The sequence below is a fragment of the Burkholderia sp. 8Y genome, assembly GCF_902506145.1.
Classification (GTDB): Bacteria; Pseudomonadota; Gammaproteobacteria; order Burkholderiales; family Burkholderiaceae; genus Caballeronia.
In genome coordinates, this window is record NZ_LR733520.1 from 337,356 (window position 1) to 354,301 (window position 16,946).

General features: G+C 60.8%; 13 protein-coding genes and 2 pseudogenes. 5 read left to right on the plus strand and 10 right to left on the minus strand.

From position 1 onward, the window contains the following. Positions 1-20: 20 nt before the first annotated feature. Positions 21-1,763 carry a hybrid sensor histidine kinase/response regulator gene (locus tag GV035_RS12180; RefSeq protein WP_159835356.1) on the plus strand — a complete coding sequence of 581 codons (1,743 nt, stop codon included), beginning with the start codon at positions 21-23 and terminating at the stop codon, positions 1,761-1,763. A 206-nt stretch (positions 1,764-1,969) separates the two neighbouring features. Here GV035_RS12180 and GV035_RS29840 read toward each other — a convergent pair whose 3' ends face one another. After that, positions 1,970-3,604: a methyl-accepting chemotaxis protein gene (locus tag GV035_RS29840; protein WP_328698916.1), complete on the minus strand. Its 1,635-nt coding sequence runs from the start codon at positions 3,602-3,604 to the stop codon at positions 1,970-1,972. A gap of 802 nt (positions 3,605-4,406) precedes the next feature. Here GV035_RS29840 and GV035_RS12190 point away from each other — a divergent pair. Further along, positions 4,407-5,312, plus strand: a complete 906-nt coding sequence (locus tag GV035_RS12190) for a glutamate/aspartate ABC transporter substrate-binding protein (RefSeq protein WP_159835357.1) — start codon at positions 4,407-4,409, stop codon at positions 5,310-5,312. 36 nt (positions 5,313-5,348) lie between these two features. Here GV035_RS12190 and GV035_RS12195 read toward each other — a convergent pair whose 3' ends face one another. From GV035_RS12195 to GV035_RS12205, 3 genes are all read right to left on the minus strand, one after another. Next, the gene (locus GV035_RS12195; protein ID WP_159835358.1) at positions 5,349-5,903 is read right to left on the minus strand and encodes a carboxymuconolactone decarboxylase family protein; all 555 of its coding nucleotides are present in this window, start codon (positions 5,901-5,903) and stop codon (positions 5,349-5,351) included. 195 nt (positions 5,904-6,098) lie between these two features. Next, positions 6,099-7,448, minus strand: a complete 1,350-nt coding sequence (locus GV035_RS12200) for an aspartate aminotransferase family protein (protein ID WP_159835359.1) — start codon at positions 7,446-7,448, stop codon at positions 6,099-6,101. Positions 7,449-7,550: 102 nt separating this feature from the next. Beyond that, a complete protein-coding gene (locus tag GV035_RS12205) occupies positions 7,551-8,411 on the minus strand; it encodes a MurR/RpiR family transcriptional regulator (RefSeq protein ID WP_159835360.1) in 861 nt (286 codons plus the stop codon). A 238-nt stretch (positions 8,412-8,649) separates the two neighbouring features. Between GV035_RS12205 and GV035_RS12210 the strand changes: the two genes are divergently transcribed. Continuing rightward, the gene (locus GV035_RS12210; protein WP_159835361.1) at positions 8,650-10,206 is read left to right on the plus strand and encodes a methyl-accepting chemotaxis protein; all 1,557 of its coding nucleotides are present in this window, start codon (positions 8,650-8,652) and stop codon (positions 10,204-10,206) included. Between the two features lie 120 nt (positions 10,207-10,326). Here GV035_RS12210 and GV035_RS12215 read toward each other — a convergent pair whose 3' ends face one another. Continuing rightward, on the minus strand, positions 10,327-11,187 hold the full coding sequence (locus GV035_RS12215; protein WP_159835362.1) for a YsnF/AvaK domain-containing protein: 861 nt from the start codon (positions 11,185-11,187) through the stop codon (positions 10,327-10,329). Between the two features lie 445 nt (positions 11,188-11,632). Between GV035_RS12215 and GV035_RS12220 the strand changes: the two genes are divergently transcribed. Beyond that, a complete protein-coding gene (locus GV035_RS12220; RefSeq protein ID WP_159835363.1) occupies positions 11,633-11,812 on the plus strand; it encodes a hypothetical protein in 180 nt (59 codons plus the stop codon). On the opposite strand, the pseudogene tnpC reads toward GV035_RS12220, so the two are convergent. From tnpC to tnpA, 3 genes and pseudogenes are all read right to left on the minus strand, one after another. Further along, a pseudogene (gene tnpC / locus GV035_RS12225) lies at positions 11,805-13,373 on the minus strand (IS66 family transposase). The gene GV035_RS12220 and the pseudogene tnpC overlap by 8 nt on opposite strands. Positions 13,374-13,403: 30 nt before the next feature. Then, positions 13,404-13,748, minus strand: a complete 345-nt coding sequence (gene tnpB, locus GV035_RS12230; protein ID WP_159835364.1) for an IS66 family insertion sequence element accessory protein TnpB — start codon at positions 13,746-13,748, stop codon at positions 13,404-13,406. After that, positions 13,745-14,158 carry an IS66-like element accessory protein TnpA gene (tnpA, locus tag GV035_RS12235; protein ID WP_159837848.1) on the minus strand — a complete coding sequence of 138 codons (414 nt, stop codon included), beginning with the start codon at positions 14,156-14,158 and terminating at the stop codon, positions 13,745-13,747. Before tnpA ends, tnpB begins: the two co-directional genes overlap by 4 nt. Before the next feature lie 76 nt (positions 14,159-14,234). Here tnpA and GV035_RS12240 point away from each other — a divergent pair. After that, a pseudogene (locus tag GV035_RS12240) lies at positions 14,235-15,335 on the plus strand (IS256 family transposase); the annotation flags it as partial. Positions 15,336-15,691: 356 nt separating this feature from the next. Here the strand turns inward: GV035_RS12240 and GV035_RS29735 are convergent. Continuing rightward, a complete protein-coding gene (locus GV035_RS29735) occupies positions 15,692-16,087 on the minus strand; it encodes a helix-turn-helix domain-containing protein (RefSeq protein WP_268892285.1) in 396 nt (131 codons plus the stop codon). Continuing rightward, complete coding sequence (locus GV035_RS12250; RefSeq protein ID WP_159835365.1) at positions 16,014-16,730, minus strand: hypothetical protein; 717 nt, start codon at positions 16,728-16,730, stop codon at positions 16,014-16,016. The genes GV035_RS29735 and GV035_RS12250 overlap by 74 nt, the downstream gene beginning before the upstream one ends. Between the last annotated feature and the right edge of the window lie 216 nt (positions 16,731-16,946).

Sequence of the window (16,946 nt, forward strand, 5' to 3'; positions counted from 1 at the left end):
GAGTGCCCGGAGGACGCTATATGAAAACCGACCCCCCCGACTTGCCTGCCGACGTGTACCGGATCGTCTTCGCGCTGCTCCCCAGCCCATGCCTTTTATTGGCGGTCGACGGCCGCTACTCAATCCTCGATGCAAACGACGCCTACCTGCGCGAGACCGTCAGCGATAGAGCCGATCTAATCGGCCGTGCGGTATTCGATGCCTTTCCCGACAATCCGGCGGATCAAAAGTCGGAGGCGACGAAGACGCTTGGCGAGTCCCTCGAGCGCGTCATCCGTCTGCGCCGCACGGACGCGATGGCGTTGCAGCGCTACGACGTTCCGGATCGCTCGAGCCAGACTGGCGCGTTCCTTGTGCGGTACTGGAGTCCTATCAACATCCCGCTGCTCAACCCTGACGGCTCAGTGGCATTCATCATACATCGCGTTGAAAACGTGACCGACCTTGTTGCTGACGTCCAGAGACGTGGGACGGCGCCGAGTGGCCAAAAGGACGATCGGGGGACAACGCACGTCGAAAGCGAGTCCGAGCTAATTCGTAGAAGCCGGCAGCTATCGAACTCCAATCAGGAACTGCGCAGGCTGAGCGAGGAGGCATTCGCCCTCGCTGCCCGCCTGAAGGACGAGAGCCTTCGGAAGGACGAGTTCCTCGCAATGCTCGGGCATGAGCTTCGCAATCCATTGGCGGGGCTGGCATCGGCGTTTCAGCTCATCGACATGAGCGATGCCGCCCAAGGAGTGCCGGCCGAAATTGGCTCGCTGATCAACCGGCAGATCGGTACGCTGACCCGGCTGGTCGACGATTTACTCGACGCGTCGCGTGTCTCGCGCGGCGCCATCCAGTTGCATCGGGAAGCGATTGACCTGCGCATGGTTATCGAGACGGCCGCGTACTCCGTGCGAAGACAGTTCGAGACGAAAGGCCATGCTCTCATCATCGACCTCGCTCCCGGCGATTACGCGATGTGTGGCGACGCCACGCGCTTGCAGCAGGTGGTTGCCAACCTACTTTCGAACGCCGTCAAGTTCACCGACTGCGGTGGAAATATTCGTATGCGTCTGTCCGCGAGCACGGCGGGCGAAGAACGAAGAGCCGTTCTCACGGTTGAGGACAACGGACGAGGTATTCCGCAGCGGTACCTCGAGTCGATCTTCGAGTTGTTCACGCAAGTGAACAGCAAGTTCGACCGCGCGGAGGGTGGACTGGGCATCGGTCTGAACCTCGCGCGTCGATTCGTGGAGTTGCACGGCGGCACGCTTGTGGCGCGCTCTGAAGGCGTAGGCAAAGGTAGCCAGTTTATCGTCGACATTCCTCTTTCTTTTGTCGAAGACGAGCGGTCTCTGCCGCTAACTGAGCCCTTCTACGTCTTCGCCGATGACGATGTCTCCGTTCTGCTGGTGGAGGACAACGATGACGTGAGAGCGGCGACAGCTGCCATGCTGGAGTCACTCGGGTACACCGTTGAGACGGCGTCCGACGGCAACAGCGGCGTCGACTCCATGGTGGCGCAGACGCCCATGGTGGCCATTGTAGATATCGGCTTGCCTGGCATCGATGGCTTCGAGGTGGCGCGGCGCGCCAGAGACATCCTTGGAGACAAGCAGCCGTATTTGATCGCGCTAAGCGGATACAGTGGCCCTGAAGTAAGCGAGCGCGCAATCGAGAGCGGGTTCGACCGTGTATTCGTCAAGCCAATCGACATCAGGCTCCTGCGGGTATCGATAACAGAGGCGGTGGGCAAGCGTCACCCACTTAAGACGTAGTCGCCGAATAGTGGGACTTCACAGAAGCCTCCGCAGACGCCAGGGACGCCGAGAAGAACGAAGCCGGCGACGAGGCTCACGATCGCGTTAGACCCGCGTAACCGGCGATGTACGCGAGATGCGGCAGTAGAACCATTGCCTCAGGCGCTCGAATCTAGTCGGAATGCACGAGGCCACCGGCCGCCACGCAACGACCACTGGCCTCGCTAAACGGGCACCCCCATGGTGGGAACACCGATGGTGGGCGTCGCTCGTGTACTAAGGTTTCTGTCAGCGTGCATCGGGTTGACGCGCGCCTCACCGATACTGAAAAATGCCACCGCCTCGCTCAATTGCCGCCCCTGTTCCTCGAGCGATGTAGCGGCGGCCGCCGCCTCTTCTACCAGTGCGGCGTTTTGCTGCGTGACTTGGTCCATCTGCGTGACGGCCTGGTTCACCTGCTCGATCCCCCGGCTTTGTTCAGTCGATGCGGCGGCAATGTCGCCCATGATTTGCGTCACCCGCGCGACAGCCTGGGTGACTTCGGACATCGTCTTGCCGGCTTCGCCCGCCAGCGTGGAGCCGTCATGAATCTTGTCCACGGACGCAGTAATCAGTTCCTTGATTTCTTTTGCAGCGCTCGACGACCGTTGTGCGAGGCTTCGAACTTCACTCGCCACTACAGCGAATCCGCGCCCTTGCTCGCCGGCGCGCGCCGCTTCCACGGCCGCATTCAATGCCAGGATGTTGGTTTGGAACGCGATGCCCTCGATGATTCCGGTGATGTCCGCAATCTTCGCAGAGCTTGCGCTGATGTCCGTCATAGTCTCGACGACGCGCCCGACAACAGCGCTGCCCTTACGGGCGACGTCCGACGCATTGCCGGCTAGGGCATTCGCCTGTTGGGCGTTGTCGGCGTTTTGTCTTACCGCGGAGGTTAGCTCCTCCATGCTCGACGCGGTCTCTTCGAGTGACGCTGCCTGCTCCTCCGTACGGGAGGACAAGTCTTGGTTTCCCGCGGCAATTTGCGCGGTCGCCGTTCCGACCGTGTCAGCGCCGCTGCGAACCTGACCGACGACGGAGATAAGACTAACGTTCATGTCGCGCAACGCTTGCAGCAGTTGACCGATCTCATCAGTCGACGTGACAGTGACGTTGCTGGTGAGGTGGCCGCGTGCCACCGCTTGAGCAACCTTCACGGCATCGCGGACCGGGCGGGTAATCGAACGTGTCAACCAGCAGGCCAAGCCAATACCGGCAAGGACGGCGCCCAGTCCGCACGAAACCATCACGAGGCGAGCGGAAGCGATCTCTTTCATGACATTTGCGGCGCTCAGCTGTGCGTTCCTTTGCTGCAAGGCAGCCATCTGGTCCACGGTCTGCTCGGTCGCCGTTGCGGCAGGGAGGGTTTGCGCGAACATCAACTGCATGGCCTCGTCTTTCCTTTCTTCGCCTAACAATTGCAGGACCTTGTTGCGCGATTCGATGTATGCAGCGTGCCGTTGCTTGTAGGTTGCAAGAAGGTCCTTCCCCTCTGGGGACGCGATGAGATTCGCGAGAGTCGTTTCGGCCGCAGCAATGACGTCGTGGCTGCTTTTGATGCGCTCGCGGATGCGCTCTGCTGAGCTATTGTCCGTTTCTTCCAGCAGTTGCAGCGTGTCCTTTGCGTTAGCCCGCGTCCTGCTCTCGATCGTATGCGCTGCTTCGGCCTTGGCCCAGTCAAGCTCAATGAGTTGGCGGCTGTTGTTGCCAATGCTATTTAGGCGAATCAGTCCCGTTGTGGCTAATACAGCCAGCAGCATCAATACAAATCCGAAACCTGCCCCGATCCGGACACCGACTTTCATGTTTGCGACGTTCACTTACTGTCCTTTTTGTTGATTTTTTTTGTGCTTGCGCCCGGCCATGGCTTGCGTGCGTCAGTCAACCTTAGGCGATTGTTCTCATTACGATGAGACCGTCAGCAGTGGTACTCCCGGGTAGCACAAGGCTTAACGGGTCCTCGGGACATTTATTGACCCCGCCGGTCACAAAAACTCGGCAGCTTCGTCGATCAATCAGTAAAAGTGCCTAATGCTCTAGCGCATCGCTGAAATAACTCGAATGCAGACACTTTCCTTCAGCATCTCCTAAGGGTACCGATGCTTCCATCGTGCCTTGCCGGTGAAGCAAACGCGGCGCCGCAAGTCGAGCACCGAGCAACCAGGCCCTTTCGCCGTCCCCGTGCACCGTACGTATGGGCGCCGGCTAACGCGCCGCTCGCACCGTAAGGGCGGCCCTCGGAAGGCAAACAGGCCGACGTCATCCCGGGGCCATTAGGTCTTCGAACGGATGGAAAGGTCTGTGTAGCCTCCGTGGCTTCCGAATAGTGTCTGAACGCTGTCCGACCTGCGACGCATCCTCTCGACTTCTTGCCGACTCGGCCGCTCCACCCTTGGGCCTGACCCCGCATTTCTAGGCCGGCGTCTCGACCGTCCGGCGACGGTTCCAAGTCAACGAAGCGCCCTCACCATAAGGAGGCAAGCGTGGCACACAGTGCAGCGACGCATAGCGGCTCTGCGCTCGGCGTCGGCGTTGCAGGCACGGCGGCGTAGGTCGAATGCAGCGTTGCAATATTAATTTCCATGGCAACATATGTTCTACATGACACCACGAGGAGACACCATGGAATCGAGGCCGCTGTTCGCATCCGCTTTCGCGCTCGCCGCGCTTTTAGGCTTCACCGCGCCCAGCTACGGCGAGGACGGCCAGTCGACGCTCGACAAGATACAGCGGGTCAATCTAATCGCAATCGGCCATCGGGAGACGTCGGTTCCTTTTTCGTATGTGGATGCGAGCAACAATGTCGTTGGCTTCTCGCAGGACCTGTGCAACAAGGTGATCGACGCTGTGAAGGCGAAGACAAAGCATCCTGATCTGCGCGTGCGTTTCATCCCGGTTACGTCCCAGAACCGCATCTCGCTCGTGCAGAACGGCACTGTCGATCTCGAATGCGGCGTGACGACCAATCTCGCCTCGCGGCAAAATCAGGTCGCGTTTTCGGATACGTTCTTCGTCGCAACGACGAGATTGCTCACCAGAAAGGACTCGGGCATCAGGGACTTCCCCGACCTCGCAGGCAAGACCGTGGTGACGAATCAGGGCACCACATCGGAACGCATTCTGCGCAAGATGAACGAAGAGAAGAAGATGAACATGAGCATCATCAGCGCGAAGGACTACGGGGAGGGGCGGGTAACGCTCGAAACGGGTCGCGCGGTGGCGTACATGATGGACGACGTGCTGCTCGCGGGCACCCGTTCATTGACGGCAAAGCCCGCGGACTGGGTGCTCGTCGGCACGCCGCAATCGTCGGAAGCCTACGGCTTCATGCTGCGCAAGGGCGATCCAGAGTTTAAAAAACTCGTGGACGACACGATGAGCGCGGTGATGAAGAGTCCCGAGATCAAGACAATGTACAACAAGTGGTTCATGGCGCCCGTACCGCCGAAAAACATCAACTTCGACTTCCCGATGAGTGAGCAGGTTCAGAAGCTTTACGCTGCGCCGAATGACAAGGCGTTTGAATGATGTGCGTGCCGGGGGAACGCGTGCTCGGCACACTTCTTACTCTGGAAAGGGCAGTTCGGTTTGCCCTTCAGCTCGCATGCCGAAGGTATTCAGTGTCATTGCGACCAAAGTGTAATAGCCCAACAGTCCGACGAGATTGACTACGACCGTGTGACCGAAGCGCGCGACCGCAGCGTCATACGTCGCATCGCTGACGCGCTTCGTCTCACACAGCTCGCTCGCGAACTCGACGATGAGCTTGTCGTCAGCATCGGCAAAGTTGGGCTTGCCACGCGCCCTGAGCGCCTCGGCAACGTCCGCCGGTACGCCTGCATCGAGCGCTATCGGAAGGTGGATGTGCCATTCCGCCTGCGAGCGCCACTGCGCTGCAATTACAAGAATCGCGAGTTCCGACAAACGCAGCGGGAGGCCGGTCTTGTACCGGCAAAACACACCGAGCTTTTGCGCTGTTTGCGCAAGCTCGGGGCTGAATATCCAGCCGAGAAAGGGTCCGTTCAGATTGCCGCGCGGACCGCTCAGGATGTCCTGAAGCACAGCCTTCTGCTCGTCGGATGCGTCAGCGCTTTCGAAGTCGGGTAGTCTCTTGCTCATGTCAATTCTCGTTCATCGGGTCGATGGAGCCGGTAACAGTGCCGTGCGCTCCCAGGCAAGTGCGTTCATCGACTACTGTGTCGTTAACCCGCGCCTAGCGGCCGGCGCTCGGATAGCACGCGCAGCGTGATGAGTGAAACACCTGCCAACGCGAGCCGTTCATCGCGTGCTGTCGCTCGTCGCACTCGTGGGTGATTAGGCCTTCGCGCCGATCGCGCCGATCGCGCCGAGTGCGCCTTCGATCGCGTCGCTAAGCCGCTCGACGATCGTTTCGATTTGCTCGCTCGTGGTGATGAACGGCGGAGCAAGCAAAACATGATCGCCTATCCTGCCATCGACGGTGCCGCCCATTGGGTAGACCATCAGGCCGCGTTTCATCGCCTCACTTTTGATGACCGCGTGCAGCTTGTGCTTCGGATCGAATGGTGTCTTGCTCTCACGATCCTGCACGAGTTCGACCCCTGTGAACAGGCCGCGTCCGCGTACGTCGCCCACGAACGGATGGTGGGCGTGACGTTCGCGGAGCAACGCGCGCAATTGCTGGCCGCGCACCTTCACGTTGTCGAGCAGCGCGTCTTCTGCGATTACCTTCTGTACTTCCAGCGCCCCGGCGCAGGCCGTGGCATGGCCGATATATGTGTGACCGTGCTGAAAGAAACCCGAGCCCCCGACGATCGTATCGAAGATCTCGTTGCTCAGCAGCGTCGCCCCGATCGGCTGATATCCCGCGCCGAGACCTTTTGCGATTGCAAGGATGTCAGGCGACACCCCGTCTTCCTCGCATGCGAACAGGTAGCCTGTGCGGCCCATGCCCGACATCACTTCGTCGAGAATCAGCAATACGCCGTGCTTGTCGCAGACCGCGCGGACCTTCTTGAAGTACTCGCGCACCGGGGGCACTGCACCCGCCGTTGCGCCGACGACCGTTTCCGCGACGAACGCCGCAACCGACTCCGGTCCCAAGCCGAGAATCTTCGCTTCGAGTTCGTCGGCCAAACGCTGCGCGAAGGCTTCGTCGGTTTCGCCCGCCCGCTGCTCGCGATAAGCGAAGCACGGGGTCAGGTGATGCGCTTCCATCAGGAGGGGCAGGAACGGCTCTCGACGCCATGCGTTGCCCCCGATCGCGAGTGCACCCAGTGTATTACCGTGATAGCTCTGGCGCCGCGCAAGGAAATGGCGGCGCCCGGGTTCGCCCTTCTCGACGAAGTACTGGCGCGCAAGCTTCAGCGCGGCCTCCATCGCTTCGGAACCGCCGGAGACGAAGTAGACGTGGCCAAGGTTTTTCGGGGCCGCTTCGACGAGCATATCGGCGAGCGCCTCGGCCGGTTCAGTCGTGAAGAACGAAGTGTGCGCGTAAGCTAACTGCTGCACCTGGCGTTGAATTGCCTCGATCACGCGGGGATGGCTGTGGCCAAGACAGGAGACCGCGGCCCCGCCGCACGCGTCGATGTAGCGTCGGCCTGCCGAATCGACTATCTCTATGCCATCGCCGCGTACCGCGACGGGAAGTACGGCGAGCGGCGCGCGATGCAATACGTTAGTCATACCGGTGCCCCTCCGAGGCGCGTGCAACGCGCGATGTTTTGGGGCTATCATACCGCAACATCCGTTGCGTATAGCGTCTGGGGGGTAACTGAGCGTGGTTCGCTAGCTGGCGGAGTATGCCCCTTGAGAGTGAAGTGCGAGTTCCGCTTCTTCCAGATTCGCGATCGCGTCTTTGCCCTCGAGCGCAAGCAGTTGTGCAATGAGCATTTCTGCAAGCGCCGACGCGGCCACAAGCGAAGGAAAGAATGACGGCGAATCGTGCGCGAAGACCATGATGTGGTCCGCGTTGAGGGCGATGGGCGACACCGCGCTGTCAGTAATCGCGATGAGCTTGGCGCCGCGGTCAACCGCCGCCTCTGCGACGCGCACTGCTTCGACGGAGTACGGCGCGAAGCTGACCACGACGGTCGCATGGCGCTTCGCAATGCCGCGCAGTTGCATCTCGAGCGTGCCGGCTTCGCCCGAGATCAAGCTGACGGACGGTCGAAACAGGCGGTAACCGTAGAGCAGGGTGAAGGCGACCGGGTAACACGAGCGAAAGCCCGCGATATGTACGTGCGGTGCCTTCTTCAATATCTTCGCCGCTTCCATGACGCCATCAGCGTTTTGTGCGAGGGTGAGCTCAAGGTTGTGAGATTGTGCTTGCGCGAGGTCGCGGCTCAGACGATTGTCGGATCTGCCTTTAACTAGCGAACGTGCGCGAGTCGTGAGCGGCTCAGGGCGCGTGCGCACTCGGCTCACGAAAATCTCGCGAAGCTCGTTCCAGCCGGAGAAACCGAGATGTTGCGCGAGGCGGACCATTGCGGCCGGCTGGACGTTCGCACGTTCGGCCACCTTGCGCATGGAGAGGACAGCTACTTCATCCGGGGAGTCGAGCAGGAAGGCGGCACCCGCCTGGAATTGCGGACTTAGGTCGGGGAAACGGTCGCGGATGGTCGCTGCTAGCTGATCGAAAGTGAGCACGGTGCGGTTCGGATGATGCGGAGCTGACATTTAAGCACGATCGTGAAGCTTGTTGCGAAGAAGCCCCGTAAATCGGGGACTCAAACTTACTCGGTCTTCCGGCGGGTGTTTATTTCGCGCAGCTAGGGCAAACCAGCCTTAAGGCTTCACTGCGCCTGCCGTAATACGCCTAAGACCGCAGAGTCCAGCACGGACTGCGCCGTTGCGCCGGCATAAATAATCCAGAGAGGCTCGTAGCATGAAGTTGTCGTTCGTTCAAAAACTGTGGCTTCCGTTGGTGTTGAGCCTGTTCTGTCTTGCCGGCCTGTCGTTCTACAACGCGTACCATACCCGCGACGTCCGATTGGAAGAGCGGAAGGCGGACCTGAAGCATGCGTCAGAGATTGCTCTGAGCGAAGTGAAGAGCTTCGCCGCGGCCGCCGCTACGGGCGCGATGACCCCGGAAGATGCAAAGAAGCTGGCGCTGGAAAGTGTTCGCAACATTCGCTACGGCGAGAGCGGTTACTTCACGCTCCTGAATTCGCATCCGACGGTGCTGATGCACCCCATGAAGCCTGAGATGAACGGCAAGGACGTCGGAAGCTACCGAGACCCCAACGGCGTCGCCCTCTATATTGACGCGGTCAAGGTCACGCAAAACGGCGCGCAGGGCTTTACGACGTTCTCCTTTCCCAGGCCCGGTTCGAGCGAACCGGTGCCAAAGATCTCGTACAACGTGTCTTATCAACCGTGGGACTGGATTCTGATGACCGGCGTGTACGTCGACGACATTGACGCCGCTTTCCACGCCAGCCTGCTCCAGAGCTTTGGCATTCTGCTCGCGCTGGCTATCGTGCTGTCGGGCGTTGTGGTCGTCCTGAACAGAGGCATCATGCGCTCACTCGGTGGCGAGCCGTCTTACGCGGCGCAGATTGCCAGCCGGATCGCGGACAACGATCTCACGGCCGTCGTGAATACCGTGCCAGGCGACCGCACGAGCTTGCTCTTCTCGATGAAGCGCATGCAAGAGCAACTGACCGGCACGATCAACGCGATCAAAACATCGGCGGGTTCCATCGCCACCGCGACGAGCCAGATCGCAGCGGGAAACCAGGATCTCTCTCAGCGCACTGAGGAGCAGGCCGCGTCCCTGCAAGAAACCGCCGCCAGCATGGAGGAACTGACCTCCACGGTCACCCAGAACGCGGACAACGCCCGCCAGGCGAGCCAGCTTGCCGTGCAGGCGGCGGAAGTTGCAAGTCAGGGCAGTGGGGTCGTTTCCCGAGTGGTCGAGACGATGGAGGGCATCAACCGCAGTTCGGACAAGATCGCCGATATCGTCGGCATCATCGAAGGCATTGCCTTCCAGACGAACATCCTGGCGCTCAACGCAGCGGTGGAAGCCGCCCGCGCAGGCGAGCAAGGCCGAGGATTCGCGGTGGTGGCGTCCGAGGTCCGGTCGCTCGCGCAACGCTCCGCGACAGCCTCGAAAGAGGTGAAGGAACTTATCCAGGACTCCGTGCAGCGCGTGCAGGCCGGAAGAACCTACGTGGAAGAAGCGGGCACGACGATGGATGAGATCACCCGCGCGGTCAAACGGGTGACGGACATCATGGGCGAGATCGCGGCGGCGTCCACCGAGCAGAGCAAAGGCATCGGACAGGTCAATCAGGCTGTGACGCAGATGGACGAGGTGACGCAGCAGAACGCGGCGCTGGTGGAGCAGGCCGCAGCCGCAGCCAACTCACTGGCGACGCAGGCGGGCGACTTGAAGGCTTCGGTGTCGACTTTCAAGCTGCAGCCCGCCCACGCTTAAGAATCGCATCCGTAGGCTCGGGCGTTCAGTCTCAAAGCCGGCGGCGCTTGCACCGAGAGATGCGCTCGGGCCGGCCCGAGCCCGGCGTGGGGCGTCGGTCCTAGCCCATGCGCAAATGCCTTATAGCGTCTTATTCGTCGTCGGCACAGCCGGGGCGGTGCCCTCCCTCGCGGCGGTGCGTTCGACTTCGACTTCGGTGCCGCGCACCGTATCCGTGATCGTCTCCGTCCGGTTGGAGCTTTCCTTGCCGACGACCACTTCCTCGACGACGCGCGCCGTCTTCGCCACGACCGGTTGCTCAGCGGTTTCCTTAACCTCGACGAAGCCTTCCTTCAGATCCGCTGCGGTCGCCGGACGGTCCACCGCGCGGCGCTCGATGCTCGCATGCTCCTCGCGCAGATTCACGGACTCGGTGACCGGCGTCTCGGTCATTCGCGAGTACACGCGCACGCCACCGGTTTGAACCTCGCGCTTGCCGACTTCCAGCGACTCCTGCACCACCGGAAAGGCCTGCCTTTCCGCTGCCATCTCGTCCGCAGTATAGGCGGGCGCGTTGCGGTCGTATCCGGTGTAGCCCGTGTTGCGCCATTGCGCGACACGCGAATCGATGTCAATTGCACCGGCCGCATACAGCGCGTCGCGCACGCGTTCGGTCGACGTTCCATCTGGCACGCCCACCGACAGCAGTGCGCTGCCACGACGCACCGCCTCCTGATAATGGCCGATCTCTTCTGGGCGGTCATCGTCGCCGAACAGGCTCTTGAAGAAGTGTTCGACGCGGCCCATTGCGCCTTCGTGCGTCTCGTCAACGGGACGGTCCGTCGCGACATCGCGCGTGGCAGCGCCCGAGGTCAGCGACAAGTCTGCATCGTTCGAGTGCACGCTCATGTCTGCGCGCGCGATGCCTTCTGCTTCGAGGCGGGTCTGGGCGAGCTCGGCATCCTGGAAAGTATTAAATACACCAACGATAGTCTGGGTCATTGCGGCATCTCCGAAAAAAAAGGCGTACGCAAGCCGGAAGGTGAAGCGCGTCCGACAAGGACCGCAACGGGCGTTCCAGCCGTCTATCGGCTTGCTTCGCATTTTTAGGAGGCTGGAACCCTTTCTGATGTTGGCGTTGGGTGAGGAAATGTGAGGAATTCCCCTGTTAACTCTAGGAAAATTCCCTGCGAATTGTCAGGAATTCCCTGTTCCTGTGGGTAACGCCAGCTACACCGAGAATTTGGCTCAGTGACGCCGTTGGGTTACCGGGCCCGTAAAGGAGCTGAGCGAGGAGGGATGGCTCATTGAGTGGGAAGGCATCAAGGGTAGTGTGCTGAACGATGTGCAAAAACGCTGAGGCGTCAGGAGCGCAGAGGCGGGGGTGGCCGTGGTGTAAGTTGATGAATGTCCGGTTCGTCAACCTGCCCTCGGGAGGGCTTACACCATGGCCACGACCAAGCGTAGTACGAACCGGCCGTCAGCGGAAGCGCTGGTTGCCGGCGACCGGCATCTGATGAAGGCGCTCATGAAGGATGCGCTGCAGGAAGGTAAGCGACTTGCCAAGGCCGTTGGTACAAGCCCGCGCGCCGGTGGCATGATGGCCTCGGGTGGAGCGGCTAGATAGCTTGATGTGGTGGACTGGCCGGTGCATGCAGCTTGTCAGCCACACGCCATGGCAAGAGCTCGTCGATGGCAGAGGTTCTGTGGTCAGCGATTCTTGCCAACACATAGTTCAGGTAAGCGCGCGGATCGATGTCGTTGAGGGCGCATGTACCAATTAACGAATACATTGCAGCAGCACGTTCACCACCGCTGTCGGACCCCGCAAATAGAAAGTTCTTGCGACCCAAACTTACACAACGCAGCGCGTTTTCCGCGATGTTGTTGTCGATCTCGAGCGTGCCGTCTTCGCAATAGAGCGTCAGCGCGTGCCACTGGTTAAGCGAGTAGTTGATCGCCTTGGCAGTGTCAGACTTCGACGATAACGCCTCGAGCTTGGCCTTGAGCCACGCTTCGTACTTTTGAAGCAGTGGCTTCGCTTTCTCCTGTCGTATTCGCAGCCGTTCGTCCGCAGGCTTGCCGCGAATCGAGGCTTCAATGTCCTACAACGCGCCAATGTATTCGAGCGCCTTCTGCGTCGTGTCGGACGGCGTTCGCACGTGGATATCGTAGAACTTTCTCCTCGCGTGAGCATGGCAGGCGGCTTCCAGTATTGAGCCATCAAGGAACAGCTCGTCGAAGCCCGCGTAGGCGTCCGCTTGCAGCGTCCCTGTGAAGCCAGCGAGATGAGTTTGAGGGTGGATGCCTTGCCTGTTCGGCGAGTATGCGAACCATACCGCAGCGGGTTGCGTGGAGCCCGAGCGACGATCGTCGCGCACGTAGACCCAGAGCCGGCCGGTGCGGGTCTTTCTGTTGCCCGGTGCGAGTACGGGAATCGGCGTGTCGTCGGCATGCAGTTTGGCGGCCGACACCGTATATCGGCGCAGCGCCTCGATCAGCGGCGCGCACAACGCTTCGCACTGGCCGACCCAGCGCCCCATGCTGGCCCGGTCAAGCGTGACGCCGTCGCGTGCGGCGATCGCCGATTGTCGATACAACGGCTGGTGATCTGCATATTTCGAGACGAGGATGTCCGCGAGCAGACTCGGGTGGGCGATGCTCCGCTCAATCGGCAGTCCCGGCATCGGCAGCTGTTTGATAGCGTGGCAGCCTGGGCAAACAAGTTTTCGCCGGATGGTGCGAATGACTTTGAACGCGGCTGCAACTCGGGCGAGTTGTTCAGATATGTCCTCGCCAAGCAGCTGCAATGTTTGCCCGCAGTCCGGGCAGTTCGACTCGGGCTCGAGCACATGATCCTCACGCGCGAGGTGCGCAGGCAGCGCTTGCCTCGAAACCGCTGCGTCCGTCGTTGCAACGGGAGCGGACGCGTTTGCCCCTCGGGCCTGCGCACGCCGCACGTCTGCAACGCCGCGTCCGGCGGCCAGATCCTCGAGTTGAGTCTCGAGGGTCTCAATCTGCCGCTGCAACTGCTCGGATTTGCGGCCGAACTGCATGCGCCTAAGTTTGTCGATTTGTGCCTTGAGCTGCTCGATCTCGATATCGCGTTCGGCAAGCAGACTACGAGCCTCGACCAACAAGGCCTTCAGGAGATCAACATCGTCAGGAAGATCGGCGCCGTTCGACATGCACGGCAGTTTACGAGTGTTCCGCGCGGTTTACAACATCGACAACGCGGCGGTGCGACGGGGCTGTCGCCAATCGATGCCCTCGAGAAGCATCGACAGTTGTGCTGAGCTCAGATGGATCTTCCCGCCCTCGGCCCTGGGCCAGATAAACCGGCCTCGCTCAAGACGCTTTGCGAGAAGCCAGATTCCGTCCTCCGTGGCCCAGAGGACCTTTATAAGGTCGCCTCGGCGACCTCGGAAGATGTAGACGTTGCCACCCAGTGGATCCTCTTCAAGCACCGTTTGCACCTTTGCAGCCAGCCCCTGGAACCCACATCGCATGTCGGTTACGCCCGCAGCAATCCAGATGCGCGTACCAGCCGGCAGCGAGATCATGATCGCAAGCTGCTCAAGACGATTCGAAGCATCTCGGCATCGACCAAACCGTCTATCTTAACCACCACACGGCCGACGCGGATCTCGATGGTGCCCACAGGCGACTCGGGTTTGCTATCTTCCGCTTCGGAATCGCCCGGCTGGGAGGACACGACCTGCGTCGGCGCGTCACTCAGCAGTACGACTGGCACGAGCTCGGCAGACGCAGTGTGCTGCTCGGCAAGATATCGGCGCCGCCAGGTGTACAGCATGTTCGCGTTGATGCCATGCTCACGGGCTAGTCTCGCCACCGAGACGCCCGGCTCACACGCTGCTGCTGCCAGTCGGTTCCGGAGCTCCCGTGCATAATTCGGACGGCCCGCTCTACTACCCGGCTTCGTCTCTGAGAACTCTGACAAAGTAGTGTCCATCAAATCGAAAGTGATGGACAACACTTTGCTGCGTAGGGCGGTCAGCGCCTATAACGGTTGCGACGAGCCGCTTACGCAGGAAGTGCTCGAAGCGGAAATGACAGAGCTGCTGGGCGCTGCGCCCAATGAGCGCAGCGGGACGCGAAGCGGCTATCGCGCGGGCTACTACGGCCGCGCTCTGGTGACGCGCATCGGCAAACTGGAGTTGCGCGTGCCACGTGATCGGCATGGCGAAATCTCAACGGCCCTCTTCGAGCGCTACGCGCGCAGCGAGAAGGCGTTGGTGGCGGCGTTGGCCGAGATGTACGTGCAGGGTGTGTCTACGCGCAAGGTCAAGGCGATTACCGAAGAGCTGTGCGGCCACAGCTTTTCGGCCTCGGCGATTTCGGCGATCAATAAAGGGTTGGATGCGACGCTGGCAAAGTTTGCACGCCGGCCACTGGAAGAAGCGTATCCGTATCTGATCGTCGACGCGCGCTATGAGAAGGTGCGTGAGTCGGGCGTGATCCGTTCGCAGGCGGTGCTGATTGCCATCGGCATCAACTGGGAAGGCCACCGGCAGGTGCTGGCTGTGGAGCTGGCCAACCGCGAAAGCCATTCGAGCTGGAAAGAGTTCCTTCTGGCGCTAAAGAAGCGCGGCCTGTCAGGCGTCGAGTTCGTCGCCTCGGACGACCACGCGGGGCTGAAGAAGGCGATTGGTGAGGTGCTGCCGGAAGCCGCCTGGCAGCGCTGCTACGTGCACTTTCTGCGCAACGCACTGGACTATTTGCCGCGCAAGGCCGATGACGACTGCCTGCAGGAGCTGCGCTGGATGTACGACCGTCGCGACCTGCAGGAAGCGCAACGGGATCTGGCTGCGTGGATCAGCAAGTGGCAGGGAAAATATCCGAAGCTGGTGGACTGGGTCGAAGGCAACATCGCTGAGACGTTGACGTTTTACCGATTGCCGCGCGCGCATCACAAGCACCTGAAGTCCACCAACATGCTGGAGCGACTGAATGAGGAAATCCGGCGGCGCACGCGTATCGTGCGCATCTTTCCCAACGAAGCGTCGTGCCTTCGGCTGATCAGGGCCCTGTGTAGCGAAACGCATGAAACGTGGCTGGAAGACAGCCGTTATCTGAACATGGCCTTGCTGGCTGAGCAGAAGAAGGAGTTGTTGCGCGCTGCTGCATAGCGGGCGCGCGGGTTCGGCGCTGCGGGCTACGCCCTCCGCGCCGCACTCAGCGCAGATGGATCAACTGAAACCACCGGCATCCGGTTTCTGCACAACTTGACGCACACAACTGCATCAAGGCACGGCGCAAGGTAACAGCCCTTCGCTTCACCCTTGCTGATGCCCCTCAGGGGAAGCTACTGGAGGGGCAAAAAAAAGACCGCTACCTTAAAGAGAGAGTGGGGGTAGCGGCCTGAGTGTCCATAGCAAGTCGTTGATACGTCCCTGCCTTGGAGAAGATGTGAGACGTCCAAGTGCTCACTACCAGAGATAACGGCGTCACATCAAAAACCTTGATACCTGGCGGCGCGTCGGCGTTAGCTAACTATGCGTAACCTCTTGTCGGATACCTTGGCTCTGAGAATCGTGGCTCTGGAAGTACTGTAACTTCGGGCCAGCTGAGACACCGAAACACCTGCAGCAAGGGCCTCGCGGACCTTCTGTTGCTCTTGGGGACCAAGGGCGGACTTCCGGCCCAGCTTAACCCCTTCGGCCTTTGCTCGGGCCAGCCCGGTTTGCGGGCGCTCGATGATCCGCCTATCCACCAGCTTGGCGAACAGGGGCCGCTTGAACGCTTCCGTGCTCCCGCTGATGGTTTCGCAGTGGACAGTCGAACCGTGACTACACTGCGGCCGCTTCTTAAAGACGCCCGCCACTCCTAACCCCCCGGTTACGGTCCAATGCCAGATCCCGGTCCACCGCCGAGCCACCACTTTCCTCAAACGGCGGTTGATGACGAAAGCCCGCGCCCCCGGAGACGATGGAAATGATCGCACCCACGACCAGGGCGGCGAACGAGAACCAGCTTGCGCGGGCGACGCCCCGAGCGGCCGTATCGGCTGCCTGTCGGGCATCCTGTTCGGCTTCGGGACTGGACGCGGCCGACGCCGCCGATGCGACCGCCGCTTGGACCTGCTGTTTTGCGGAATCGATGATCTGGTTGCCACCCCCGGATTGATTGGCGGCGGTCGCACCTACCTGTGCACCGGTTGCGGCGACGCTGCCTGCGGTGCTTACCGCGCCGGTGATCAGCGACGTCATGCCATAGACGATCAACAGCGTCATAACGGCCCACGAGAGAAGGCCGTGGAGCCATCCGAGGACCGGCGAACAGCGCCCGGCATAGTACGAGCCGACAAAGACGGCGAGCACGGTCGTGATGATCACCCATACACCGGAGCCGAAGCCAAACCCGCGTAACGCGTCAGGCTTCGACATTGGGGAGAGCAAAGATGCCCCGATGGCTGTGCCGAGCACGCTCATGATCAGATACACGATCATCGAGAGGATCACACCTGCGATGATCGCCCCCCACGACAGCCGCGGCAGGCCGTCCCGAGTCGTCAGAAGTTTCATTGATGTCTCCGATAAGTTAGTGCCTTTGTGCGGCGCTGGCGGTATCGCAAGCGCCGTGCCGGTTACGAAAGGAATACAGACGGCAAAGCGCCTTACTGACCTAGACGGCTTCCGTTTCTGTCGGCGATCGTAGGCGCTGATGCCTCGTGGCCGCGATTTCTTCCTAGGCTAAAGAAAACGAAACAGATGACGACATACGAGGCATGGACGGCGGGC

Excerpts from the sequence above, each read along its gene's own strand:
- GV035_RS12250 (WP_159835365.1), bottom strand. The coding sequence starts at position 16,730 with ATGAAACTTCTGACGACTCGGGACGGCCTGCCGCGGCTGTCGTGGGGG.
- GV035_RS12200 (WP_159835359.1), bottom strand. The coding sequence starts at position 7,448 with ATGACTAACGTATTGCATCGCGCGCCGCTCGCCGTACTTCCCGTCGCG.
- GV035_RS12220 (WP_159835363.1), top strand. The coding sequence starts at position 11,633 with ATGGCCACGACCAAGCGTAGTACGAACCGGCCGTCAGCGGAAGCGCTG.
- tnpB (WP_159835364.1), bottom strand. The coding sequence starts at position 13,748 with ATGATCTCGCTGCCGGCTGGTACGCGCATCTGGATTGCTGCGGGCGTA.
- GV035_RS12180 (WP_159835356.1), top strand. The coding sequence starts at position 21 with ATGAAAACCGACCCCCCCGACTTGCCTGCCGACGTGTACCGGATCGTC.
- GV035_RS12195 (WP_159835358.1), bottom strand. The coding sequence starts at position 5,903 with ATGAGCAAGAGACTACCCGACTTCGAAAGCGCTGACGCATCCGACGAG.
- GV035_RS12215 (WP_159835362.1), bottom strand. The coding sequence starts at position 11,187 with ATGACCCAGACTATCGTTGGTGTATTTAATACTTTCCAGGATGCCGAG.
- GV035_RS12190 (WP_159835357.1), top strand. The coding sequence starts at position 4,407 with ATGGAATCGAGGCCGCTGTTCGCATCCGCTTTCGCGCTCGCCGCGCTT.
- GV035_RS12210 (WP_159835361.1), top strand. The coding sequence starts at position 8,650 with ATGAAGTTGTCGTTCGTTCAAAAACTGTGGCTTCCGTTGGTGTTGAGC.
- tnpA (WP_159837848.1), bottom strand. The coding sequence starts at position 14,158 with ATGGACACTACTTTGTCAGAGTTCTCAGAGACGAAGCCGGGTAGTAGA.